Genomic DNA, 25,336 nt, shown 5'->3' with positions numbered 1-25,336 from the left:
CGGCTGCGACAAAGCCACCTCGCGTGAAATCCCCCACCACCGAACCGGAGCTGACGCATGCCCGAAACCTGGGACTACACCCTCTACATCCCTAACGACTTCAGAGCCGTCACCGTCTGCCGCCGCACCCTGCGCCTGATCCTGACCCTGCACGGCCTGATCGGGCTCGTCGACACCGCCGAACTCCTTGCGACGGAGCTGGTCTCCAACGCCGTACGCCACACGAAGGGGCCAGCTGCGCTGAGGGTGCGTCGGTCGGCGGAGGGGGTGGTGTGGATCGGAGCTTGGGACACGGACCCTGAGCCGCCGGATCCGCCGCGTCCGTTGGAACAGGTGGGCGAGGTGGAGGAGGGACGGGGGCTGGGCCTGGTCAGGGCCTGCGCGGACTACTGGGGCTGGCAGCCCTCGGCCCGGTTCGGGAACCGGGGAAAGTACGTGTGGTGCGAACTCAGGGCGGCGTGAGCGGCTGTGATCGTCAGCGAGAACAGGGCCTGGCTCTCTCTGCGATGAGAGGTAAGCCAGGCCCGCCTCTCGGCGCCTGGTGATCCCGACTGTTGGCGTGGGCTATGCGATGTTGGTGATGGTCTTCCAGAGTGTGCCCGCGCTTGCGATGTGGTGGGCGCCGAGCCGGTAGCCGTTGGCGTCGGGGGCTGTGCCCATGTTGGCCCACAGTTCCTTGTCACCGGTGATGGTGTAGAGGTCGGCGATGCCGTCCCCGTTGGCATCGCCGGGCGAGGTCATGAGGGGCCGGTCGGTGGAGGTGAAGGCGCCGTTGGTGATGGCGGTGCCGATACCGAGGCTGTCGGTGCCGAAGGGGAAGTCGTAGATGACGCCCGAGTTCTTGTTCCGGGCCCAGAGGTTGGGATGGCCGTCGTTGTTCGTGTCCCCGGGCGAGGTGATGGTGTAGCCGTTCCAGGCGGCGGTGCCGATCTCGTGGGCTTCAGCGAGTTGGCCGGTGGCGGTGGAGCCGAGGAAGAGCCAGAGGTGGTCGCTCTCGACGGTGACCAGGTCGGGGTGGCCGTCGCCGTTCACATCGCCGGGTGCGGTGATCTGGCTGACCGCCGACCAGTCGGTCCTGTAGGCCGAGCACGTTCCTTTGGTGCAGTCGGGCCTGGCGACCGCGATGCGGTGATCGCGGGTGAAGTAGAGGTTGCCGTTGCCGGCCAGGCCGCCGTTGTTGTTGAGGTTGTTCGTGTAGAGCCACAGGTGGCTGTTCTTGTAGGCCCACAGATCGTCGACCCGGTTGCCGCTGGAGCTGTGCTCGTTGCTGGAGCGATGGGCGAGGAGGGTGTTGGCCCATGTGGTGGTGCCGTCGGCGGCCGAGGGGGCGTCGTCGGGGCCGGAGGCGGTGACGGGCGCGGGCCGGCCGTTGGCTGTGGGGATGTCGGTGTGGGTGGGGACGAGGTCGAGGTTGCCGGTGGCGGAGTCGGCGGCGACGAGGTCGGGAATGTGGTCGTTGTCGATGTCGCCTGGCTCGACGGTGGCGTTCACGTCGTCGGGGACGTAGAAGGTGAAGTGAACGGGCTGGGACTGGTTGCCCGCGTTGTCGACGGCGGCGACCCAGAGCGTGGTGCTTCCCCAGGCGGTGGGTGTGTAGGTCAGGGAGGTGGTGCCGTCGGCCGCGGCGGTGATGGAGGTGCCTCCGTCGTTGTCGAGCGCGGCCGATGAAGTGGGGGACCAGATGAAGTGGTCCAGGCCGCTGGCCGCGGCACCGGTGGGCTTGGGGTCGGTGGCCGACAGGGCGAAGTGGATGGCGTCGCCCGTGTGCAGGTCGGAGGTGTCGTCCTTCGGCGTGATGGCGAGGTGGTTCGGGGCGGTGGCGTCGTACCAGAAGTAGCAGTTGTCCGCCTCGCCGGAGGCGTCGATGCCGTCGTTCGCTCGTACATGCCAGCCGTATAGGTGGCCGTCCTTGAGCGGATGCTCCTTGGGGTCGACGGTGATCTGGGCTGTGCCGCCGCTGCCGGGGACGGTGCTGGAGTTGCCGTCGGAGTCGCCGGTGGAGATGAGATTGACGGCGTCGGCGGTTCCCGATCCGCCCTTGTCCCAGAACGCGAACTGGCCGCGGACGTTCTGTTTGTCGCCGTCGGGGTCGGAGACGTGCGCGTACAGCTTCACTCCGCCGGAGGCATCGGTGTTGGAGATCCAGCCGTAGGGGGTGTTGCCACAGCCGTAGGTCGCCGGGCTGGCGGGCTTCGGGCTGGAGGTGGTGCTGGTGGGAGTGCGGGGCGGGGTGTTGTAGGTGATGGCGAGGGTGGCCTTGGTGGAGAAGCGTTTGAATGCAGTCTCGTTTGATTCGCTGCCGGTCAGGCGGTAGGTGACGGTGCCGTCCCCGTCATTGCTGACGGAGCTGGTGACGTCGAACCCGCCCGCGTCGCCTCCGGGGCAGTCCTTGTTGTTGGCGCCGGTGAAGTCGTAGGTGTCGGACTGGGAGTAGGCGTCGGGTTGGTTGTTCCAGGAGGTGGAGCTGCTGATGTGGGCGACGTTGGTCTCTGTGACCCGGTATTTGGTGCAGCCCCAGTCGGCGGAGTAGGTCTCGTTGACGTCGAGTTCGGCATGGTGGATGTGCTTGTCACCCATGCTGGTGCCGATGTTGAACTGGTAGTACGTCCGTTCTGCGCCGGTGGGTGAGGTGTAGCCCTGGTAGCCGACGCCGAGTTTGGCGTCGCTATCGTTCCAGTGGCTGGTTCCGGGGTAGGCGTGCTGGACGTAGGTGAAGCCCTTCTCTTCTCCCTTGACCGATATCCAGGTGGGGTCGATGTAGAGGGGGAAGCTGGCGGTCTTGAGCAGGCCGGGATCGGGCGTGAGCCGGAGGTGACCGTCAGGGGTGACGTCGGTGTGGACGGGGGCCTGTTGCGACGTGGGGCTGGGTCCGTCGCTCAAGTCGGTCTGGGGCGCGCCGGCATCATCGGACCGGGCCTTGGCCGCTTTTATGAGGCCGGCCGTGCGTACGGCCGCTCTCCGAGGGCTGCTTTCTTGCAGTGAGGCTGAATCGGCGCTTCGTGTCGTCTGGGCGCTCCCGCCGGTTCCGGTGGAGTCCCACATCAAGGGTGCCGGGGCATGGAAGACGGGAACGCGCGTGCCGGGGTCGGCGACGGTGAGGTTGCCGCCGGGATCCGTGGCCAGGTCCAGACCGTGCGTGTCCGTGGCCAGAGTGAGGGTGGCCAGGCGGGGATTGGAGGCCGCCTGCGCGGTCTTGACGACGAGGACTTCGGAGAATCCGCCCTGCTCGTCCGCGGTGACCTTCAGGTCGACATCGGGCAGTACGTCGGGGTAGAGGGCGCTGTCCTCGTTGACGGTCGGCGTCGGCAGAGCAGTCGGCCAGGACAGCGACAACCGCTTGCCGTTGTTGTCGAGGGTTGCCAGGGACCCGCTGCCACCGCCGGAGAGGGTGAGACCGCTGCTGGAGGTGGCCGGGGAGTAGCTGCCGTCACCGTTGCGCTGGAGGGTGGCGTCCAACGGAACCCACTGTCCATCCCGTTTCAGACGTTCCGGCTCGGCGCTGACGCGCTGGGTGAAGGTGCCGTCCGGCTGGGCTGTGAGAGTGCTGTCGATGGTGGTGGCCTGGTCCACCGGGACCGGCCTGCCCGTTGCGGCGGCTTGGGCCGAGGCGGTTGCCTCGGCCTGCTCCAGGGTGGTTGCCGGATCCGGCGCGGATGTGTCGGCGTGCGCAGTCACTGTGGCGGGTCCGAGAACCAACCCGAACACGGCCGCGCTCGTGACCAGCGTGGGGGAGGGTCTGCGCCGTCGGCGGGGCGTTCCTGCGCGGATCATGCGGCCTCGTCTCTGTCTGCTTCTGTCTGTGATGCCCGCTTCAGGGCATAGCCGCGTCGCACGTTAGTGCGATCCGATGGTTATGGCCGGGCAAAGAACCACTCTTTACGCGCCCATGGGTGGCTCCCGCGCCCCTTGCTGTGCTGATCACCTTGCCGGAGCTGGGGAATCTGGATCCGATCTCGGTTCGGATACACATGGAGGCTTTGCGTCCACCCGAGCGATTTGACGTGATCATGGCAGTCCTTTGACTTGTGGGACTCAACACGCGGATAGATTGCCGAGGTTGTAAAAATCCTGTGAGAACTGTGGTGGGGGACCGGCGTGTTGGGGCGAGAGCGGTTTCGGGCACGGGCAGCGCGGCTCGGGGTGGTGGCACTGACCTCGGCGGCACTGCTGGCCGGTTCTTTGGCTGACGCCACCGTCGCCGACGCGGTGAAGAAGCCAAGACTGTGGTCGCCGTTCCCGCTGTCCTCGATGCGGTCGGTGAGTGTCAGCACGGCGAAGGGCCGGCCGAACAGCTTCCGGTCCACGCCGATGAAGCCGTTCCGATCGGTGCATCCGACGTGGCCCAAAGCCACGTCGACGACCCTGAACCTGCCGACCGGGACCGCGCGAGACGCCAAGGCTGCGGACAAGGCGCTCAAATCGAAGACCGCGAAGAAGCCTTCGGGCAGTGTGAATGTCACCGGTACGCCTGTGGCCGTCGGCCAACCCGGAGTCCTCGACCGTGGGCTGCTGCCCCCGGCGGTCGCCAAGAAGCTCGCATCCGCAGGGAATGCAGCGGGCAAGGCCACCACGGGTGGTGTGAACATCACGGTGGCGGGCCACCGTACGGCGCAGAAAGCCGGCGTCGACGGTCTCGCTGTGGCCCTGCGCCGTACCGGCCCCAGAGCCGACGAGGGCAGTGTGTCGGTGGCTCTCGGCTACGGCGCGATCCAGGACGCGTTCGGCGGTGATTACGCCACCCGCCTACGCATGGTCGAGTTGCCTGCCTGCGCGCTGACCACTCCGGACAGGACGGCCTGCCGGACGCAGAAGCCGGTTGCCGCGTCGGCCAACGACTATGACAAGCACCGCTTGGTCGCCGACATCACCCTGCCTGGCGCCCCGGCGAACTCCTCCGGCCAGGTGAAGCCGGGCGCTTCGGTGGCCTCGGCTCCGGCGGCCGTCGTGCTCGCCGTGACCGCAGCCGCCTCCGGTACCTCGGGAACGTACTCCGCGACCTCGTTGTCACCCTCGGGGAAATGGGGAACGTCCGGCAACACCGGCGCCTTCACCTACTCGTATCCGATCTCGGTGCCGCCGGCAGTCGGCGGTGACGCTCCGGGCGTCGCACTGTCGTACAACTCCGCCTCGATCGACGGACGGACCTCGGCGACGAACAACCAGGCCTCCTGGATCGGTGACGGCTGGGACTACTCGCCCGGCTTCGTCGAACAGTCCTACAGGTCCTGCGCGGACGACGGCCATTCCGGTGACTACGACCAGTGCTGGGCCGGGGACAACGCGACGATCTCCGTGGCCGGACACTCGGGCGAACTGGTGCCCACCGGGAAGAAGAACGCCGACGGAAACTCGGTGTGGCGACTGTCCGACGACGACGGATCGGTGGTCGAGGAGATCTCCGGTGCGTCCAACGGCCTGCAGGACGGCACGTACTGGCGGCTGACGGACAACGACGGCACGCAGTACTACTTCGGCGCGGACCACCTGCCGAGCAGCGCGGGCGGCGACGGCAAGGACACCAGCACCAACGCCGCCTGGGGCGCCCCGGTCTACGGAGACGACTCCGGCGAGCCCTGCCACGGATCCACCTTCACGGCCTCGGAGTGCACCCAGGGTTGGCGATGGAACCTGGACTTCGTCGTCGACACGCACCAGAACATCACTACCTACGCCTACAAGACCGAGACGAACTACTACGGCCGTGGCTCCGCCCACACCCTGACCTCCTACGTGCGGGGCGGCTACCCGTCCACGATCTCCTACGGTCAGCAGGTCGCCGACTACGTCACCAAGAACACTCCCGCCGCGCAGGTGGTGTTCACCGTGGCGCAGCGCTGCGACGGCAAGAACAGCGTGGACTGCACGAAGGCGCCGACGACGTCGACTGCCTCGCACTGGCCGGACACCCCGTTCGACCAGAACTGCGCCTCCACCGGCACGTGCACCAACTACTCGCCGACGTTTTGGTCCACGATGCGCCTCGCGACCATCACCACGAAGGTGTGGGACGAGTCGCTGTCCACCCCGGCCTGGTCCACGGTCGACACATACAGCCTCGGCCAGAGTTACCCCGATCCGGGGGACGGCACCAAGCCGGCCATGTGGCTGTCCTCGGTGAAGCACACCGGGGCCGACACGCGCGGCGGAGGCACCGCCCAGACGCTGCCGACGCTGACCACGCAGGGCAAGGCGACCGTGCCCAACCGCGTGGACGGCCTGGAGGAACCGCAGAACGTCCCGCCGATCAACCGCTACCGCCTCCAGTCGCTGAAGACGGAAGCCGGCTCGGTCATCACCGTCTCCTACAAGACGAGTTCCTGCTCACGGACCAGCCTTCCCAAGGAAGACGCCGACACCCAGGCCTGCTACCCCGTTCGATGGACCCCGCCCGGCTATACGGCCCCGATCCTGGACTGGTTCTACACCTACCCCGTCACCGAGATCGACGAGAGCGACGCCACCACCGCCAAGTCCGCGCCTCACGTGACCACCTACGAATACAAGGGCGGCGCGGCCTGGCACCACAACGACAGCGAGACGATCGTCGACAAGTACCGCACCTGGGACCAGTTCCGCGGCTACGCACAGGTCATCACGCGCACCGGCGCAGGCTCCGATCCGGTCACCGAGGAAGTCACCGACTACCTGCGCGGCATGGACGGCAACGCCACTTCCAGCGGTGGCACCGCGTCCGTGAAGGTCACCGACGCGGTCGGCGACACGATCACCGACGACGACGCCCTGTCCGGATACGGCTACCAGACCACCGCCTATGACAAGGACGGCGGCAGCCCGCAGTCCCAGACGGTCAACCACCCCTGGATGTCACCGGTCACGGCGACTCACGCCCGCGGAGGCAAGCTGCCGGACCTGACGGCCCGCTTCACCGACACCGACCGGGTGGACGTACGAGCCCTGAAGGCCGATGGTGCGTGGCGCACCTCCGAAACCACCACCACGTTCGACAGCGCCACCGGTCTGCCCACCCAGGTCGACGACAAGGGCGAAGTCGGCAGCGACGGCAAGCCCGTTTCCGGCACGACCACCCCAGAGAACTGCACCACCACCACCTACGCCGCGGACGCGTCCCGGAACATGTACGAGTTCCCGGCGGAGGTGATCACCGAGGCCGGCGAGTGTGTGACCAAGGCCGATGCCCACACGCTGTCGGACACGATGACCTGGTACGACAAGTCCACAACGCTGGGCAGCCTGCCTGCCAACGGTGCAGGAGACGCCACCAGCACCCAGAAGGCCAAGAGCGTCGACGACCAGGGCAAGCTCACCTGGGCCAAGCCCTCCAGCACGGAGTACGACACCTACGGCCGTGCCACCAAGACCACCGATCCGCTGGGCCGCTGGGCCACCACCGCCTACACGGACAACAGCAGCACCAAGGCCACCAAGGCCAAGTACCTGCCGGTCACCACCGTCTCGTCGAACAGCAAGGGCTGGTCGACGACCACGACCATCGATCCGGGCCGTCAGCTCCCGCTCACCGTGACCGATCCCAGCAAGCGGGTGACCACCGAGACCTACGACGGTCTCGGCCGCCTCACGAACGTGTGGCTGCCCGACCACACCAAGGCCGACAACCCCTCCACGCCCAACGACAAGTTCACGTACTCCGTGACACAGTCTGCCCCGAGCTACGTGGAGTCGCAGAAGTACACCGACGGCGGCGACTACACCGCCTCGTACCAGATCTACGACGGCATGCTGCAGCTGCGGCAGACCCAGGCCACACCGCTCGACGGCGGTACCGGCCGGCTGATCACCGACACCGACTACGACTCCCACGGCTGGACGACCGCCGCCAACGCGGCCTACTTCAACAAGGACGCGTCCACTCCGACCGGCAGCCTGGTCACCCCGGTGGACGCCCAGGTGCCCTCCACCACCCGCACCACCTACGACGGTCAGGGCCGTCCCGTCGTCGGCACCCTGTACTCGCTGGGCCAGAAGCAGTGGCAGACCACCACCGCCTACCCCGGGGCCGACGAGACCGACGTCACCCCGCCCACCGGCGGCACCCCCACCGCGACCATCACCGACGCCCGCGGCAAGACCACCGAACTGCACCAGTTCCACGGCAGCAAGCCCACCGGTGTCTACGACAAGACGGTCTACGCCTACGACGCCGCAGGAGAGATGCTGCGGACCGTCGGCCCTCTCGCCGCGGATGCCGCAACGAATGACGACGCGGCCAAGAAGGTCACCTGGACCAGCACCTACGACCTCCTCGGTCACGTCACGGCCAAGACCGACCCCGACACCGGCACCAGCCGTATCAGCTACAACGACGACGGCGAGGCGACCGAAACCTCCACGGACGGCCTGGACGAGACCGGCCACCTCTTCACCACCTACGACAGCCTGGGTCGCGTCACCGACACCTGGGGCTGGGACGCAAAGACGTCGCAGAAGGTGAAGCTGAGCCACCGCGCCTACTACGACGCTGCCACCGACACGGCTCTGGGCCAGCCGAAGTCCGTCACCGTCTACGAAGGCGGCAAGACCGTCTACACCAGCACGGTCACCGGCTACACCACCGCCTACCAGCCCACCGGCACCAGCATCAGCATCCCGGCCGGCGCCTACGGCAACACCAACGCCGTCACCTACGGCACCACCAACAAGTACACGTCCGTCCAGGACCTGCCCGACACCGTCCAGATCGCCACCACCGGAACCGGCAGCCTGATCGCGGACGAAAAGGTCGGCTACTCCTACAACGGCGTCGGCCTGCCTGTCTCCAACGGCGGCACTGACACCTACACCGCCTACATCGACTACAGCCCGCTCGGCCAGACCACCCGCACCACCATGGGCGTGATGCCCCGCCAGGTGGTCACGACCGACGCCTGGGAACAGGCCACTGGACGGCTCCTGACCCACACGGTGAACAAGGAGGACGGCACCAGCCCGGTCGACCAGGTCAACTACACCTACAACCAGGCCGGGCAGATCACCTCCGCCAGCGACGTCCAGGACGCCGGCGGCACCGCGAACACCGACACGCAGTGCTACCGGTACGACTACCTCAACCGCCTCACCGACGCCTGGACCGACACCGGGGGCACCCACACCGAGGACTCGCCCACGATCAACGGCATCGGCGGCTGCACTAACACCACGCCCGACGCCGGCAACCTCGGTGGCCCCGCCCCGTACTGGCAGAGCTACGCCTACGACCTCACCGGCAACCGCACCACCAAGACCGACCACGACCTCACCGGCGACGCGTCCAAGGACGTCACGACCAGCGAGCACTTCGACCTCGGCGATCACACCCACGGCGTCCACACCGCGACCACCGGCGACACCACCCACACCTACAGCTACGACCAGGCCGGCAACCCCAGCGCCGTCAGCACCACCACCGACGGCAACGACCAGCCGGACCAGGCCCAGGCCTACACCTGGAACTCCATCGGCAAACTCGACACCCTCACCACCGGCCCTGCAGCGTCACCGAAGCACCGCACGGGCTACCACTACGACGACGCCGGGAACCTGATCGCCCGTACCGACGACGGCAAGACCACCCTCTACCTCGGCGGCGACCAGCTGACCTTCACCGACGGCGCCGTCACCTCCGCCACCCGGTACTACAGCCTCGCCGGCGCACCCACGGCAGTCCGCACCGCCACAGCCGGCACCAGCGGAACGAAGCTGAGCTACCAGACCGGTGACCCGAACGACACCGCCACCGACGACATCACGGCCGACACCCTCACCGTCACCCGCCGCCCCGTCACTCCCTTCGGCGAGACCCGCGGCAAGGCCCCCAGCACCTGGCCCGGTGACCACGGCTTCGTCGGCGGCACCATCGACCCGACCACCGGCCTCACCAACATCGGCGCCCGCGAGTACGACCCAGCCCTCGGCCGCTTCCTCAGCCCGGACGCACTCCTCGACACCGGGGACCCGCAGTCCTTCAACGGCTACGCCTACGCCGACAACAGCCCCGTCACCGGCAGCGACCCCACCGGCCTCTTCTGCGACGGATGCAGTGTCAACAACCCTGACACCGCCTGGAAGCCGAGCCACGGTCCGGGATGCACCACCGAGGGCTGCTACGGAAAGCGCCACGGCAAGTACGTCCCGATCTCCGGCCCGGCGGCCGGCTACCGCCCGACCAAGAGTGGCCGGACGTATCCCCGCACGATCGCGGGAAAGCCTGTTCCCACCCGCCGGGACTTCGCAGCCCGCGGAATGACCGGCAGCTACGAGCACGAGCTGCACCTGTGGGCGGTAGGAATCTGCCAGTCAGAACCATCCAGCGCCGCCTGCGCAGAGGCCAATTGGTACGGACTGGTCGACGACGAACACCCCACGGCTACCAAGATTCTCGGCGGCTTCGTAGCGGGTCTCACCTGCCTGGCCACAATCGAGGTCTGCGGCCCGGCTGCCCTCGACGCCGCAGCCGGCGAAGCAGAGCTGGCGGCCGGTGGATCCCTGCGCATAGCCGGTGCCGCAGGCGCACTGGGTGACGAGTTGTTCGGCGAGGGCGAGGGCGCGGGTGCGGGTTCAGCAGGAGGACCTTGCAGCTTCACCCCGGACACACGGGTCCTCATGGCCCACGGCAAGACCAAGGCCATCGGCAAGATCAAAACCGGTGACAAGGTCGAAGCCGCGGACCAGGCCACCGGAAAGCACAAGGGCAGTCGCACTGTCCAGCACGTCTGGCTGAACCACGACTACGACCTCATCGACCTCCGCATCCGGCTGGCCGACGGCACCATCGCCACCATCCACACGACGTCCAAGCATCCCTTCTGGGACGACACCGACCACGCCTGGGTCCCCGCCGGCAAAGTCATCCCGGGTCATGCGCTCAACACCGCCACAAACCGGCACGTGTACATCGATGCAGTCATCCGTCGGCCGGGCGACCGGGATATGTACAATCTGACGGTTGACCAACTGCACACGTACTATGTGCTGGCGGGCGAGACACCGGTTCTGGTCCACAATTCCGACCGTTGCCTTACGCCGCTCGGCGCGCAGGTGCAAAAGGTGATCAACTACTACGACAAGACCGGGCGTACGCCGGCTGGTGTGATGAAGGGGGGAAGGAAGGGCTACCAGAGAGGCGAATTCACCAATGACGCGGGGAAGCTGCCCAAGCGGAAGGGTGGCTATTACAGTGAGTCAGACGTGTGGCCCACTGGGGGAGTCAACAGAGGCGCGCAGCGACTCATCTTCGGGAAGAAGGGTGAAGTGTACTACACCGGAGATCACTACGGTTCCTTTTATCGGCTGCGGTGACAGGCATGGATGACCTTATGGACTCGTGGGTGGATGTTGGTGAGATCCTCCCTTGGCTACCGGGTGAACCTTACTTCGTGCACGAAGGCCATCACCTTGTGCTGGTCGGAGAGTTGAGCAGAGCAGGGTTCTCTGTTCTCGAAGTCGACCTCGAAAGTGTGAGGGCAGAACTGGATCTCCTGATCAAGCTTGGCCAAGTCCTTTCGGCCCCCGACTACTACGGTAAGAATTGGGATGCTCTGCGAGATGTCCTTCGTGACCGAGGGGTAAATAAGCCATTCAGTGTGGCGATTGTCTTCTCGTCGAGCGTTGCCTTTCACGATGCGAACCTGCATGAATTTGTGAGGTCTGTCTCACTCCTGCAGATGATGGCACGTGCCTTGTCGGACGAGGGCTCTGGTCAACTAGAGCTCTTCTATCTGGCGGACTGGATGCCTGCCTCGTAATGGGATGTCGCTCGGTCTTGGTTCATCGTGACGGCCCGTCGGATTCTCCAGCGGGCCGTTTCGGCTGTCACCCTGGCCGCCAGCTGGATTGGACTCCTAAAGCGCCGCGACCGTCGGCCTGAAGCCCAGCAGCATGGGCTAACGGGGGCTGGATGTGAATATCAAAAGCACATGGCCCGCTCCGGCCCGTACGCAAGAGGTATCCGGCCGAAACCGTGGCGGCGTATCGCGGTGGGCAGGTCAGTCGTGCTGGGCAGGCTGGAGGGTGTCCTGCTGGTCGTCCTCGTCGCCCGAGTCGATGGTGTGAAGGTCTTCGTAGGCTGGTGCGGGCAGGCGCTCACCGCGACTGACCGCGATCCGGTGCACATTGGTCAGCGCTTTGGTCAACTTCGCGGCCAGCAGGTGCAGTTCGCCAGGCGTCCGCTGGCGCGCGTCGGCAACACCCCCGGATTTCCACGCACAACCACGGACTCCAACGGAACCCAAGGAGCGCGCTGACCTGTATCGCGATCCGGCCAGGCGACTACTGGCCCTGGAGCCTGCCTCTTTGGCGCCTGCCCAGGTGGGTGAGGGTCGGTTACTCTGCTGCGATGGCCAAGAAGACAGAGTCGGAGCTGGTGGTTGACCTGCGGGGTCGGTCGATGGAGACGCTCGATGACTTCTGGGACGCTGTCTCCGAGCCCTGCGGACTGCCAGAGTGGTTCGGACGGAATACAGATGCCTGGCGGGACACCATCCAGACACGAGGCATCTCTGAGGTCATCGACAGCTATGACGTCCTGGTGGTCCACGTGGACAAGCATGGAGTCTTCGCTTCGCGGAATCGGGAGGCCCGGGCGCTGCGAAGTGCGTTCGCGGGTCGGCAGTCGCGACTGGTTGTGCACGAGCCGTCGTGATCTTCGCGCTGTGGTCTGGGCTCCCAGCTCAGCGGCGGGTCCACATCAGAATGGTCGCCGGGTGGAGGGCCGCCTGGTAGACCAGGGCAAGCTTGTCGGTGCGCATTGCCAAACCGCGTCATTGCTTGAGGCGGTTGATGCTCGGCTTGACGGTGTTGCGTTGCTTGGTGATCGTCGAATCGGAGTCGACTGCCTCCACGGCTGCGACGCGTCCGGCCAGGAGCCGTGCGAGGTCACCGCTGCCGGAGCCGACGTCCAGGGCACGGTCGAAGCGTCTCGGCAACTGCCGCAGGGTCCAGCGATGGTAGTGGGCGTTGTGATCCCAGGGGTGGGCGGCATTGAACCGCTCAAGAGCCTGCAAGACACGAGCCGACAAGATCTTCGTCCACCCGGTCCACCAAAGAAGGCTGACCGTGGCCCGCACCGAGTACTACGACGACCCCGGCACACCCGAGCCGAACAGCATGGTCGTCGCCGCCTCCGCCGTCGTCACCGACGACCATGGGCGCATCCTTCTGCAGCGTCGCTGCGACAACGGCCTGTGGGCGCTGCCCGGCGGTGGCATGGAGCCCACCGACTCCCTGCCGGGGGCCGACCGTTCGCGAGGTCAAGGAGGAGACCAGCCTCGACGTCGGGATCACCGGCCTGGTCGGCACTTGCACCGGCCCGAGACACATCATCGCCTACACCGATGGCGAGGTGCGGCGACAGTTCAACGTCTGCTTTCACGGCCCGCATCACCGGCGGCCGACTGGAGATCTCCGACGAATTGGCTGCGTAGGTGAGAACCAGAAACGGTTGTCGAGGAGTACTGAGAACGCGCGAGGGCTGGCCGTCCGGTGCATGTCCGCGACCAGCGCAGGCGGACGTGATCGCGCCGACAGGGCTGCATCGCGGCCCGGCGATCTCCGCAGAATAAGCAGTCGTCCTCCGATTGGTTCCCCTGACACGATCTGGGTGTGACCACCTTGTTCCTGACGATCGGCCTGCCAGGGGCGGCAAGACCACAAGGGCTCGGCAGGTCGCCGAGGAGCACAGCGCGCTGCGGCTGACGCCGGACGAGTGGATGATTCCACTGTTCGGAGAGTGGGAGTGTCTAATCAACGGCGGATCTGCTGATCAAGGAGAGACGCCAAGTGGGAAAGACGACGATCGAGCACGAGTCCGTCGAGGAGCCGGCCGGTGGTGCGATGCCGTCGGCCGCGTCGGACGAGCAGCTCGTCGCGATGCTGGTCGACCGGGCTCGCAGCGAGGGCCTGCAGTTGACCGGGGAGGGCGGGCTGTTGCAGATGCTGACCAAGCGGGTGCTGGAATCCGCCCTGGAAGGCGAGATCACCGATCACCTCGGCTACGAGAAGCACGATCCGGCCGGGAAGCACAACGGCAACAGCCGCAACGGCACGCGGTCCAAGACCGTGCTGACCGATGTGGGGCCGGTCGAGGTGAGGGTGCCCCGCGACACCGCCGGCAGTTTCGAGCCGCAGATCGTCAAGAAGCGGCAGCGGCGCCTGACCGGGTGGACGAGATGGTGCTGTCACTGTCCGCGAAAGGGCTCACGCACGGCGAGATCTCGGCTCATCTCGCCGAGTTGCACGGCGCCGAAGTGTCCAAGCAGACCATCTCCACCATCACCGACAAAGTGATGGACGGTATGGCCGAATGGCAGAACCGTCCGCTGGACCGCGTCTACCCGGTTCTGCTCGTGGACGCCATCAACGTGAAAATCAGGGACGGGTAGGTCGCGAACCATCCGATATACGTCGTGATGGCGGTCACCGTGGACGGCACCCGCGACATCCTCGGCATCTGGGCCGGAGACGGCGGCGAGGGCGCGAAGTACTGGCTGCACGTGTTCACCGAGCTGAAGAACCGCGGCCTGGACGACGTCCTGATGCTGGTCTGCGACGGGCTCAGGGGCCTTCCCGACGCGGTCGAGACCGTCTGGCCCCGCACGATTGTTCAAACGTGTGTGGTTCACCTGCTGCGTAATAGCTTCCGGTACGCGGCCCGCCAGGACTGGGACAAGGTCGCCAAGACGCTCAAGCCCGTCTACACGGCCCGAACGAGGACGCGGCCATGGAACGCTTCCTGGAGTTCCAGGACGCCTGGGGCAGGAAGTATCCAGCGATCGTGAAGCTGTGGTCTGACGCCTGGGCCGAGTTCGTACCCTTCCTCTCCTTCGACGTCGAGATCCGCAAAGTCATCTGCAGCACCAACGCGATCGAGAGCGTCAACGCCCGGCTACGCAAGGCCGTCCGCGCCCGCGGACACTTCCCCAGCGAGGCCGCCGCCCTCAAGCGCATCTACATGGCGCTGATGAGCCTCGACCCGACGGGGAAGGGCCGCAAGCGGGACGTCGATGGCATGCCGACGGCGGAGCGTCGCGCGCGGGCGTGGACCGACATCGCCCGCATGTGGAACGCGCTCGGGGACGCGCCGCAGACGTTCGCCGGTCTGCTGTACGGGACGAACCGGATTGAGGGCGTACGCGAGTTCGCGGCGCGCACCGGCGCTCTGGTCAGTTGAGTGCTCCCCGCGACGGCCGGGCATTCGCACAGGCAGCGGAGCGCACCACATCGTCCTGCCATGACGACCGCGGCAATGCCACCGCATGCGAAATCCCTGAGCTCTGAACGGAGTTGATGCATGCCCGAAACCGAGTCCTGGGACTACACCCTCTACATCCCCAACGACCTCAGAGTCGTCACCATCTGCCGCCGCACCCTGCGTCTGATCCTGACGATGCACGGCCTGATCGGACTCGCGGACACAGCGGAGCTGCTCGCGGCGGAGCTGGTCTCCAACGCCGTGCGGCATACGAAGGGGTCGGCCGCGCTCAGGGTCGCCGCTCCCTGGAGGGGGTGGTGTGGATCGGGGTGTGGGACGCGGACCCCGCCCCGCCGGAGCCGCCGCAACCATTAGAACGGGTCGCCGAGTTGGAGGAGGGGCGAGGGCTGGCGCTGATCCGGGCCTGCGCGGACTACTGGGGCTGGCGGCCGTCGGCCCGGTTCGGGAAGCGAGGCAAGTACGTGTGGTGCGAACTGGCGGCGGCGTGACGGCCGGTCCGCCTCTGGCAACGTTGTCGGATCTGGCTGGTCTAAACCCTTGACTGGTCCAGACCAATCCGGTTGAGTGTGGCGCCAGACCCCCCACCGCAGCTTGCTCCGCAAAGGAGTTGACCCTGTGTCGAAACGCCGCCTCTCCGCACTCCTAGCCGCCGCCGTCATCGGAACCGCCGCACCGGTGCTGCTGCCGGCCGCGAACGCCTCCGCCGCCGCCTGCTCGAGCTATTCGGCCTGGACGGCCGGCAGGAGCTACATCACCGGCGACATCGTCCGGTACACCGACGGCAAGGCCTACATAGCAGAGCACGACAACCCGGGGTACGACCCGACCATCAGCACCTGGTTCTGGGACCCGTACCCCTGTGACGGCGGCCCCACCAACCCCTCGGGCACCTTCGTCGTGAGCGAAGCGCAGTTCAACCAGATGTTCCCGAACCGGAATCCGTTCTACACGTACAGCGGGCTGACCGCGGCCCTCAGCGCCTACCCCGGCTTCGCGAACACCGGCAGCGACACCGTGAAGAAGCAGGAGGCGGCCGCCTTCCTCGCCAACGTCAGCCATGAGACCGGCGGGCTGGTCTACGTGGTGGAGCAGAACACCGCCAACTACCCGCACTACTGCGACTGGAGCCAGCCCTACGGCTGCCCGGCCGGTCAGGCCGCCTACTACGGCCGCGGTCCCATCCAGCTCAGCTGGAACTTCAACTACAAGGCGGCGGGCGACGCGCTCGGCATCGATCTGCTCAACAACCCCAACCTCGTTCAGACCGACGCCTCCGTCGCCTGGAAGACGGGGCTCTGGTACTGGAACACGCAGACCGGACCCGGCACGATGACGCCCCACAACGCGATGGTCAACAGTGCCGGATTCGGCCAGACCATCCGCAGCATCAACGGCTCCCTGGAGTGCGACGGCAGGAACCCCGCGCAGGTGCAGAGCCGGGTGGATGCCTACCAGCGGTTCGTGCAGATCCTGGGTACCTCGACGGGCGGCAACCTCTACTGCTGATCGGCGCAGGCATGCCCCAAGGAGCCTTTCAGGCGCCGGCCAAGGATGATCAGCAGCAGATCGCCGGTCATCGGTCGGCCGCCCGGCTCGGGGCCGGCGGCATGGGCAAGGTGTAACTCTCCCACACCCCGGGCGGATGTCCGGTCGCGATCAAGGTGATCCGGCCGGAGTTCGCCGAAGATCCGGAGTTCCGGCGGCGGTTCGCGCAGGAGGTGCGCGCAGGAGGTGCGCGCGGCCGAGCGGGTGCAGGGCCTGCACAGCACCCGGTGATCGACAGTGACGCCGACGGACCCCAGCCGTGGCTGCCGACCGCCGGCGTGGCCGAGACCTGTCGGGCGTGACGGGGGCCGCCAAGGACGTGCATCGGCTGGCGGCGGTGGGCTTGGCCTGACCCGCTCCGCCGCCGGTCGGGCCGGCGCAAAGTCCGACCACGCGTCAGGAGTCGGCCTTGACGGCTCCGATCGGGATGCAGTTGTGACCGGAGAGCTGTACCTGACAGAGGGAGGCGCCGGTCAGGTCGGCCTTCTCCGAGACCAGCTGCCACACCCAGTGGTAGTACACGGTGTTCGCCTGCAGGGTGCCGAACACCGGGTCGACGCCGTCACCGCCGTAGAGCATCTGGTCCTCGGTCATGTAGGCCGTCGCGTCGTCGATGACGTCCCCGATGTGCTGGTCCTTGTCGGCCTCCAGGCTGGGGTACTCGATCCCCAGATCCGCGTAGGGCGCGTGGACGCTGCGGTTCCGCGGCTCGGCTTCCACCCGCACCAGCAGAGCCAGCGCCTTCGTCCCCGCCGGTGGCGGGTTGTCCGGCACATCCACCATGGTCTTGGCGTCGAGGATCTGCACCTTGTACGTGTAGTCACCGCGCACGTGCAGCACCGGCTCGCGGGCGGGGGGCATCGAGAGCGGCGACGGCTGGTCGGTCGGGTTCTTGCCCGGTGACGGAGCCTGGGTGGTTTCCGTCGGTCCGGCTGCCCGTGCAGGGTCCGAGTCATGGCCGCCACACCCTGTTAGTGCGCTCATGACAACGGCTGCGGCGCACGCCCACGACTTGGGCGCACGGGTTCATCGAACTCCGCTCATGCTTCCCCCGTTTACAACACATCAGCATCTCGGTGAGTGATCAGCTTATAGGTGCCTCACAGGCTCTTCGGGCAGGCATGGACGGACAGTTGGCGACGAACACTGGTCAGGCGAGCCGCTCCTGGATCCAGTCGCGGGCGAGGCGCCAGCTCGGGCTCGCGGGGTCGATCACGTCGAAGTGAGTCGTCTCGGGCACCTCGACGAAGCGCACGTCTGCGCCTCGTGCCGATTGGGCATCGGCGTACGCCCGGCTGTAAGACGGTGGCACGCCTTCGTCGTCGGCCCCGTGGATCACCAGCACGGGCACTTCGGCGGGCGGGAGTTCGGCGGGAGAAGCCTGGGAGTAGCGGTCGGACACGTCCGCGGCCGAGCCGCTCAGCAGCACCCGGGCGACGCCGTCCCTGACCTCGGCGGCCACGGCCGGCCGGACGGCGGGATCCGACGGCTCCGGCGCGCCTGCCGACGGTTCGGCATCAGGGTCGGCCAATGAGGAGCCGAGCTTGGCGGTGTCCGCCGCGACGAGATCGAGCACCCCCGCCAGCGAGACGGCGCCGATCGGCTTGACCCTGGGGTTGGCCCCAGGGGCGGCCGGAGGGAGGACGGAACGGTGAGCGGCCCAGGTCGCCAGCTGGCCTCCTGCCGAATGACCGACGACGATCACCTTGCCGGCGTCGACCGAGGGATCGATACCCGCGACGGCGTCCACGGCGGCGGCCACGTCCAGGAACGTCCCGGGCCAGCCGCCTCCTGACTCGCCGATACGCCGGTATTCGATGTTCCATACCGCGTACCCGAGGCCCACCAGGTCGTCCGCGAGACCGACGACCTGCCGACGGTCGAACAGGGCCGTCCAGAAGCCGCCGTGCACCAGTACGACGACTGGGAAGGGCCCCTCCCCTGGGGGTAGGTACAGCTCTCCCACCTGAGAGGGATGGGCACCGTAGGCGACCGTCCGCACCGGCCGCGGGCCGTCGGCGTCATCGTCGTAGCGCGCTCCTCGTTCAGCGCTCACCAGTGTGTCGATCGTGGCGAAGAAGTCGCCGATCTCCGGGCGGTTGGCTCCCTTGGCGCGGGATTCGTCCCATGCGGCGTCGTCCGTCCACTCCACGAAGTCCAGCCACGTGTCTTCGCCCACCCGTACGAGACGCGCCGAGACGAAGCCCCGCCGGTCCTCCCGGAAGGCCGCCAGCATGCCGGGGCGGGCGGCCAGCATGTCGGCGACCTTGTCGGGTCTCACCCGGAAGGTGGTCATTTCGATGACGGACATCACGTGCTCCCGGGGGCGGCGCGCAGGTGTGCTGGACGTGTCCTAGGCCTGGTAGGCCGCGGAGATCTGGCCGACCAGGACGGCGAAGGGCATGTCGAGGGCGGCGTAGAGGGCGCCGGCCTCGGGGGCGGCGTTGTCGGCCAGAGCCTCGACCAGGAGGGTGGCGTAGTCGCTGACCACGACGCCCGCCTGCTGCATGCGCAGCAGCCCCGCCTCGCGCTTGGTCCGGCTGAAGGTGCCGGAGGCGTCCACGGCGACGTACGCGTCGTACCCGGCGGCCGTCGCGGCGATCGCGGGAAGTGCCGCGCACACTTCGAGCGACACCCCGGCGAAGATCAGCTTCTGCCGTCCGGTGGCCTCGATGGCCTCGCGGACGCGGTCGTCGTGCCAGGCGTTGACCGTGCTGCGGTCGAAGACCTTCTGTCCGGCCGGCAGCGCCTGCACCAACTCGGGGGTGGTCGGCCCCCACATGCTGTCGGCCGCGGTGGTGGTGACGACCAGCGGGATGCCCAGCACGGTCGCCGCCCGTGCCATGGCCACCACGTTGTGCTTCAGCTCGCCGAGAGGGATGTCCCGGACGCCGGTCAGAAGTCCCACCTGGTGGTCGACCAGCACCACGGCGGCGTTCTCCCGGGTGATCGACTCCAGGTACTTGCTGCGCTCGCTCATCTTCCGCTCCTTCGGGGGTGGAGCCACGGCTTATTGGTCACTAATCTTGATAGTCAGTTCTAGTGACTACTTGAGGCTATGCCCAAGCCCTCCGGGGTGCAAGCAACGGTCGGGGCGGGTCGCCCGGGGTCTGGGTGGCACTGTCCGGCCCGCCGGGCGCTCAACTAAAATCGCTGGTCACACGGCACGGCGGCGGACGGCCGCCGGGACGGGAGGGGCGTTGACCGGGCATCAGAGCGCGGAACCGGACCTCGGCGTGCTCGCCGCCCGGATCCTCTTCTCCGTGCAGCGCGAGCTGTTCGCCGCGCTCGCCGAGCAGGGCTTCGACGACATCCAGCCCCGCGCCGGTGCCGTCCTCGCCTACCTGCGCACGGACGGCATCCGGGCCAGCGAACTCGCCCGCGCCTCCGGACAGCACAAGCAGGTCATCGGCACCCTCGTCGACGACCTCGAACGCCTGGGCTACGTCGAACGCAGACCCGACCCCGCGGACCGCCGGGCCAAACTGATCGTCCCCACCGAACGCGGCCTGCTCCAGATGGAGGCCGCCGCCGCCATCATGCGCACGATCGAGGAACGTCACGCGCAGGCGCTGGGCGAGCAGGAGTACGCCGCCTTCAAGACGGCCCTCCATCGCGTGGCCGACCTCCAACGCGAGGCCGTCACCACGGGCATCGAACCGGGACAGAGCCAGGGCGACTGAGAGCGCGGCGTACAGCTCTGGGCGGCGCAGCTAGGGCCGGCGGGCCAGCAGGAACGCCCTCGGGCGGGTCTCCTCCGCGTCCGGCTCGCGTACCACCGTCGCCACCAGCTCCAGGCCCGCCTCCGTGAGCAGCGCCGTGACCTGCTCCGGGGTGCGCCAGTAGTAGTCCAGGTCGATCTCGTGGCCGAAGCGTTCCGCCAGATGGAGGTGGCCGGATTCCGGGCCCGACTGGAAGGCGAGCAGGACGGGGCCGCCGGGGGCCAGGGTGCGGTGGAACTCGGCGAAGGCGGTCGGGAGGTGATCGTCGGGGACGTGGATGGTGGAGTAGAGGGCGAGGATGCCGCCCAGAGTGGCGTCGGGGAGGTCCAGGGACGTCATCGAGCCCACGTGGAAGCGGAGTTGGGGGTGCGCCTCGCGGGCCAGGGCCACCATCGCCGGGGAGACGTCCACCCCGAAGGCCGGGACGTCCATCGCATGCAGGCGGGCGGTGACGTAGCCGGGGCCGCTGCCGAGGTCGGCCACGGGGGCCGGGCCGTTCGCCGTGACCAGCTCGGCGAAGGCGGTGACCAGCTGGCGGTCCAGGGGGTGGAACAGGCCGTCCGGGAAGCGGGACGCGTAGTCCTTGGCGATCGCGTCGTAGGAGGAGCGGGTGGTCTGCAGGAAGCTCACGGTCGAGTCGCTCACGAGCGCGGAGCCTACTGGGCCGGGCTTGGTCCGGTCCGTGGACTTGTAGAGCGGGAGTATGGGTGGGCGTGGTATCCGTGGAAGGAGGAAACAGAGGTTTTACCCACCAGAGTCCGCCGCCATGCGTCCGCCGGTCAGATTTTCTTCACCTAACGGGCTGAAGTTTTGTTGATCGAGGGTCAGTTGACCGGTTGGGCGTCCTACCCTTCAGAGGGTGAACCAATTGATGTCCCTAGAGTATGAGGCCGATGTCCCCGGGGATGTTCTCCCCGGCGTGCTCAGCGAGTCCCTGCACGCCGAACTCGTAGCCTTCCGGCGCGACTTGCACATGCACCCGGAGCTGGGCAACCAGGAGTTCCGCACGACCGCCGCGATCAAGGAGCGGCTGGAGCAGGCCGGGCTGCACCCCCGCGTTCTCGCCACCGGAACCGGGCTCATCTGTGACATCGGGCTTCCAGAGGGACATCAGCTCGCCGAGGGAGAGCGGCCCGCCATCCCGCTGATCGCCCTGCGGGCCGACATCGACGCCCTGCCCATCCCGGACACCAAGACCGACTGCCCGTACCGGTCCACGGTGCCCGACCGCGCCCACGCCTGCGGCCACGACGTGCACACCTCGGTCGTGCTCGGCGCCGGGCTCGTCCTCGCCGACCTGCACGCCAAGGGGCTGCTGTCCCGCCCGGTGCGGCTGCTCTTCCAGCCCGCCGAGGAGGTCATGCCCGGCGGCGCCCTCGGCGCCATCGAGGACAGGGTGCTCGACGGGGTCGGCCGGATCCTCGCCGTGCACTGCGACCCCAAGGTCGACGTCGGCCGGATCGGGCTGCGACACGGGCCCATCACCAGCGCCTGCGACCGGCTGGAGATCGCCCTGGACGGGCCCGGCGGCCACACCGCCCGCCCCCACCTGACCACCGACCTGGTCACCGCCGCCGCCCGTGTCGCCGTCGACGTGCCCGCGCTGATCGCCCGGCGCGTCGACACCCGCAGCGGCCTCGCCCTGACCTGGGGCCGGATCGAGTCGGGCCACGCCCCGAACGTCATCCCGCAGCACGCCGAGCTGTCCGGCACCGTCCGCTGCCTGGACCTGGATGCCTGGCGCGAGGCACCCGACATCGTGCACGCGGCCATCGACGAGATCGCCACCCTGCACCGGGCCAAGTCGGAGATCACCTACGTGCGGGGCGTGCCGCCGGTCGTCAACGACCGGGAGTCCACCGAGCTGCTGCGCAAGTCCATGGTCGCCCGGCGTGGCATGCGGTCCGTCGAGAGCACCCAGCAGAGCCTCGGCGGCGAGGACTTCTCCTGGTACCTGGAGCAGGTGCCCGGCGCCCTGGCCCGCCTCGGCGTCCGCACCCCCGGCGACCGCACGTCCCGTGACCTGCACCAGGGCGACTTCGACGCCGACGAGCGCGCCATCACGGTCGGCGTGGAGATGTTCACGGCCGCCGTACTGCTCGACGAGCTGTAGGCCGCCCGGAGGGGGAGGGGCACCCGTTCGGTGCCTCTTCGTCCCCTTGTGTCATCCCGGCGTAACCGGCGGCGCACAGCTGTAACCCGGAGTCGGCACGAATCGATAACGGCCGGGAAGAACCCCGTTCCCCTCCCCTTCTACGCGCGTTACTGTGCGCCGAATCGCCACCACTGGCGGCACATTGGGGACAGCGGCCCGTGACGGCGCCGTGGGGATGAAGGAGTGCTTGCTGTGCGTCTGCTCTCTCGGAAGATCTCCCGGAGAACGAGGTTCTCCCAAGCTGCGGTGACCGTCGCGGTCGTCGCCCTCGCGGCTGCCGGATGCGGCAAGTCCAGCACCGAGTCCACCGACACCTCCACCAAGGACGGCAAGTACTCCGCCAAGGGCATCGGCCTCGCCTACGACATCGGCGGCAAGGGCGACCAGTCCTTCAACGACGCCGCCTACGCCGGCTTCAAGAAGGCCCAGGACGAGTTCAAGATCGGCGGCCGGGACATCGAGCCGCAGGCCGACGAGTCCGACGCCGACAAGGTGCAGCGCCTGGAGACCCTCGCCAAGGCCGGGTACAACCCGATCATCGGCGTCGGCTTCGCCTACGCGCCGGCCGTGAAGGAGGTCGCCGCCAAGCACCCGAAGATCACCTTCGGCATCATCGACGACAACACGATCCAGGCGAAGAACGTCGCCGACATGGTCTTCCACGAGGAGCAGTCCTCGTACCTGGCGGGCGTGGCCGCGGCCAAGGCCACCAAGAAGAACCACATCGGCTTCATCGGCGGCGTGGACATCCCGCTGATCCACAAGTTCGAGGCCGGGTTCGACCAGGGCGCCAAGTCGGTCAACCCGAAGATCAAGATCGAGTCGCAGTATCTGACCCAGACGCCGGCGGAGGGCGGATTCTCCAGCCCGGACAAGGGTGAGAACGCGACGAACGGCCAGATCGACGCCGGCGCCGACGTCATCTATCACGCGGCCGGCCTCTCCGGCCAGGGCGTGATCAAGTCCGCCGCCGAGCACAAGGTGTGGGCCATCGGAGTGGACTCCGACCAGTACTCCCAGAGCGCGCTGGCCAAGTACAAGGACTACATCCTCGGCTCGGCCCTGAAGAACGTCGGCGGCGCGGTCTACGACCTGTCCAAGTCCGTGTACGAGGGCAAGCCGCTGTCCGGCGAGGTCCGCGGCGACCTGAAGTCCGGCGGCGTCGGCTTCGCCGACTCCAACCCGAAGTACCAGGCCATGAAGGACGTCGTCGCCGCGGTCGACAAGGCCAAGCAGGACATCATCGACGGCAAGATCACGGTCAACACCAAGTGATCTGACCCCCGGATCTGCGCCCGCCCGGGCGTTGTCGTACCCGTACGCCCCTTGCCTCCCGCAAGGGGCGTACTGCTGTCCGTAACCTTGGCAGTGACTGTGGCCACAGCTAGATAACGGACCGGACATTGGGGGTTTTCCGTCTGGTCTACGCGCGTTACGCTGCGGCGGAACCAGCGCCTGGTTTGGGCGCTTGCACAAAGGAGTCACGTTCCATGCGCCGGGTGTCCCGTATCACGATTGCAGGCGTTGCGACCGCAGCGCTGGCCGTCACCGTCTCTGCCTGTGGCAGCTCGTCCACGTCCTCCTCCAGCGAGGGCAAGTCCAAGGGCATCGGCCTCGCGTACGACATCGGCGGCAAGGGCGACCAGTCCTTCAACGACGCCGCCTACGCGGGCTTCCAGAAGGCCCAGAAGGACTTCGGCGTCGGTGGCCGCGACGTCGAGCCGCAGGAGAACGAGACGGACGCCGACAAGGTGCAGCGCCTGGAGACCCTGGCCAAGGCCGGCTACAACCCGGTCATCGGCGTCGGCTTCGTCTACGCGGGCGCGGTGAAGGAGGTCGCGGCGAAGTTCCCGAAGGTCACCTTCGGCATCATCGACGACAACACGGTCAAGGCGAAGAACGTCGCCGACATGGTGTTCCACGAGGAGCAGTCCTCGTACCTGGCGGGCGTGGCCGCGGCCAAGGCCACCAAGAAGAACCACATCGGCTTCATCGGCGGCGTGGACATCCCGCTGATCCACAAGTTCGAGGCCGGTTACGAGCAAGGCGCCAAGTCGGTCAACCCGAAGATCAAGATCGAGTCGCAGTACCTCACCCAGACGCCCCAGGAGGGTGGCTTCTCCAGCCCCGACAAGGGCGAGAACGCGGCCAACGGCCAGATCGACTCGGGCGCCGACGTGATCTACGCCGCCGCCGGCCTCTCCGGCCAGGGCGTGATCAAGTCCGCCGCCGAGCACAAGGTGTGGGCCATCGGCGTCGACTCCGACCAGTACAAGCAGGCCGCGCTGGCCAAGTACAAGTCGTACATCCTGACCTCGGCCCTGAAGAACGTCGAGGGCGCGGTCTACGACCTCTCCCAGTCCGTCATCAAGGACAAGAAGCCGCTCACCGGCGAGATCCGCGGTGACCTGAAGTCGGGTGGCGTGGGCATCGCCCAGTCCAACCCGGCCTTCGTGAAGGACGCCGCCATCCAGGCCGCCATCAAGAAGGCCGAGGAAGGCATCAAGAACGGCAGCATCACGGTGAAGACCTCCTGACGATCCAGTCAGAAGCCTTGGCCAACAGAACGCTGTAATGGCAGCGTTACGGCCACGGAACGGGGTGCGGAGAGGATGACCTGCCCGCACCCCGTTCGCGCGGCAGAATGCTCGGAACGGATCGGATTTTTGCTCGAGGCGAAGTTCTCGATCAAGGTCGGTCAGATCCGGGCACTATTTAAAGCAGGGGCGC

At 67.4% G+C, this 25,336-nt stretch carries 15 protein-coding genes and 6 pseudogenes; 14 read left to right on the top strand and 7 right to left on the bottom strand.

The features are described from left to right. Positions 1–57: 57 nt before the first annotated feature. A complete protein-coding gene (locus tag ACFYZZ_RS38460) occupies positions 58–462 on the top strand; it encodes an ATP-binding protein (RefSeq protein WP_389186593.1) in 405 nt (134 codons plus the stop codon). A gap of 102 nt (positions 463–564) precedes the next feature. Here ACFYZZ_RS38460 and ACFYZZ_RS38455 read toward each other — a convergent pair whose 3' ends face one another. Next, complete coding sequence (locus tag ACFYZZ_RS38455; protein WP_389186590.1) at positions 565–3,771, bottom strand: FG-GAP-like repeat-containing protein; 3,207 nt, start codon at positions 3,769–3,771, stop codon at positions 565–567. A 372-nt stretch (positions 3,772–4,143) separates the two neighbouring features. On the opposite strand from ACFYZZ_RS38455, the gene ACFYZZ_RS38450 reads away from it, so the two are divergent. Together ACFYZZ_RS38450 and ACFYZZ_RS38445 are read left to right on the top strand one after the other, a co-directional pair. Next, positions 4,144–11,274 carry an RHS repeat-associated core domain-containing protein gene (locus ACFYZZ_RS38450; RefSeq protein WP_389186587.1) on the top strand — a complete coding sequence of 2,377 codons (7,131 nt, stop codon included), beginning with the start codon at positions 4,144–4,146 and terminating at the stop codon, positions 11,272–11,274. A gap of 5 nt (positions 11,275–11,279) precedes the next feature. After that, the gene (locus ACFYZZ_RS38445; RefSeq protein WP_389186584.1) at positions 11,280–11,720 is read left to right on the top strand and encodes a barstar family protein; all 441 of its coding nucleotides are present in this window, start codon (positions 11,280–11,282) and stop codon (positions 11,718–11,720) included. 240 nt (positions 11,721–11,960) lie between these two features. Here the strand turns inward: ACFYZZ_RS38445 and ACFYZZ_RS38440 are convergent, their stop codons facing one another. Next, positions 11,961–12,206 carry a hypothetical protein gene (locus tag ACFYZZ_RS38440; protein ID WP_389186582.1) on the bottom strand — a complete coding sequence of 82 codons (246 nt, stop codon included), beginning with the start codon at positions 12,204–12,206 and terminating at the stop codon, positions 11,961–11,963. A gap of 104 nt (positions 12,207–12,310) precedes the next feature. Between ACFYZZ_RS38440 and ACFYZZ_RS38435 the strand changes: the two genes are divergently transcribed. Further along, positions 12,311–12,616 (top strand): barstar family protein, encoded by a 306-nt coding sequence (locus ACFYZZ_RS38435; protein ID WP_389186579.1) that lies wholly within the window; start codon positions 12,311–12,313, stop codon positions 12,614–12,616. A gap of 28 nt (positions 12,617–12,644) precedes the next feature. On the opposite strand, the pseudogene ACFYZZ_RS38430 reads toward ACFYZZ_RS38435, so the two are convergent. Continuing rightward, a pseudogene (locus tag ACFYZZ_RS38430) lies at positions 12,645–12,842 on the bottom strand (IS5/IS1182 family transposase); the annotation flags it as partial. A gap of 187 nt (positions 12,843–13,029) precedes the next feature. Here ACFYZZ_RS38430 and ACFYZZ_RS38425 point away from each other — a divergent pair. The 6 genes and pseudogenes from ACFYZZ_RS38425 to ACFYZZ_RS38400 all read left to right on the top strand — a co-directional run. Further along, positions 13,030–13,385, top strand: a pseudogene (locus ACFYZZ_RS38425) (NUDIX domain-containing protein); the annotation flags it as partial. A 190-nt stretch (positions 13,386–13,575) separates the two neighbouring features. Beyond that, a pseudogene (locus tag ACFYZZ_RS38420) lies at positions 13,576–13,703 on the top strand (AAA family ATPase); the annotation flags it as partial. A 103-nt stretch (positions 13,704–13,806) separates the two neighbouring features. Beyond that, a pseudogene (locus tag ACFYZZ_RS38415) lies at positions 13,807–15,142 on the top strand (IS256 family transposase). 120 nt (positions 15,143–15,262) lie between these two features. Beyond that, positions 15,263–15,672, top strand: a pseudogene (locus ACFYZZ_RS38410) (ATP-binding protein). A 127-nt stretch (positions 15,673–15,799) separates the two neighbouring features. Then, a complete protein-coding gene (locus ACFYZZ_RS38405; protein ID WP_389186577.1) occupies positions 15,800–16,690 on the top strand; it encodes a glycoside hydrolase family 19 protein in 891 nt (296 codons plus the stop codon). A gap of 11 nt (positions 16,691–16,701) precedes the next feature. Then, positions 16,702–17,010, top strand: a pseudogene (locus tag ACFYZZ_RS38400) (serine/threonine protein kinase); the annotation flags it as partial. A 115-nt stretch (positions 17,011–17,125) separates the two neighbouring features. Here ACFYZZ_RS38400 and ACFYZZ_RS38395 read toward each other — a convergent pair. From ACFYZZ_RS38395 to ACFYZZ_RS38385, 3 genes are all read right to left on the bottom strand, one after another. Then, entirely contained in the window at positions 17,126–17,590 is a 465-nt protein-coding gene (locus ACFYZZ_RS38395; protein WP_389186575.1) for a hypothetical protein, read from the bottom strand. Positions 17,591–17,879: 289 nt separating this feature from the next. Continuing rightward, positions 17,880–19,040, bottom strand: coding sequence for an alpha/beta fold hydrolase (locus ACFYZZ_RS38390; RefSeq protein ID WP_389186572.1), 1,161 nt, complete (start codon positions 19,038–19,040; stop codon positions 17,880–17,882). A gap of 42 nt (positions 19,041–19,082) precedes the next feature. Further along, on the bottom strand, positions 19,083–19,709 hold the full coding sequence (locus tag ACFYZZ_RS38385; RefSeq protein ID WP_389186569.1) for an isochorismatase family protein: 627 nt from the start codon (positions 19,707–19,709) through the stop codon (positions 19,083–19,085). 220 nt (positions 19,710–19,929) lie between these two features. Here ACFYZZ_RS38385 and ACFYZZ_RS38380 point away from each other — a divergent pair, with 220 nt between their 5' ends. Continuing rightward, complete coding sequence (locus ACFYZZ_RS38380) at positions 19,930–20,412, top strand: MarR family winged helix-turn-helix transcriptional regulator (RefSeq protein ID WP_389186566.1); 483 nt, start codon at positions 19,930–19,932, stop codon at positions 20,410–20,412. A gap of 30 nt (positions 20,413–20,442) precedes the next feature. Here the strand turns inward: ACFYZZ_RS38380 and ACFYZZ_RS38375 are convergent, their stop codons facing one another. Further along, positions 20,443–21,096 (bottom strand): class I SAM-dependent DNA methyltransferase, encoded by a 654-nt coding sequence (locus tag ACFYZZ_RS38375; protein WP_389186563.1) that lies wholly within the window; start codon positions 21,094–21,096, stop codon positions 20,443–20,445. 226 nt (positions 21,097–21,322) lie between these two features. Here ACFYZZ_RS38375 and ACFYZZ_RS38370 point away from each other — a divergent pair, with 226 nt between their 5' ends. The 3 genes from ACFYZZ_RS38370 to ACFYZZ_RS38360 all read left to right on the top strand — a co-directional run bounded on the left by ACFYZZ_RS38370 (position 21,323) and on the right by ACFYZZ_RS38360 (position 25,143). Further along, positions 21,323–22,564 (top strand): amidohydrolase, encoded by a 1,242-nt coding sequence (locus tag ACFYZZ_RS38370; RefSeq protein ID WP_389186559.1) that lies wholly within the window; start codon positions 21,323–21,325, stop codon positions 22,562–22,564. A 288-nt stretch (positions 22,565–22,852) separates the two neighbouring features. After that, positions 22,853–23,881, top strand: a complete 1,029-nt coding sequence (locus ACFYZZ_RS38365; RefSeq protein WP_389186556.1) for a BMP family protein — start codon at positions 22,853–22,855, stop codon at positions 23,879–23,881. 215 nt (positions 23,882–24,096) lie between these two features. After that, on the top strand, positions 24,097–25,143 hold the full coding sequence (locus ACFYZZ_RS38360; protein ID WP_389186553.1) for a BMP family protein: 1,047 nt from the start codon (positions 24,097–24,099) through the stop codon (positions 25,141–25,143). The last annotated feature ends 193 nt before the right edge of the window (positions 25,144–25,336 follow it).

Source organism: Streptomyces sp. NPDC001816, assembly GCF_042892235.1.
Taxonomy (GTDB): Bacteria; Actinomycetota; Actinomycetes; order Streptomycetales; family Streptomycetaceae; genus Streptomyces.
The sequence above is the reverse complement of the archived record's forward strand: the minus strand, read 5'-3'. Positions and strand labels throughout refer to the sequence as shown.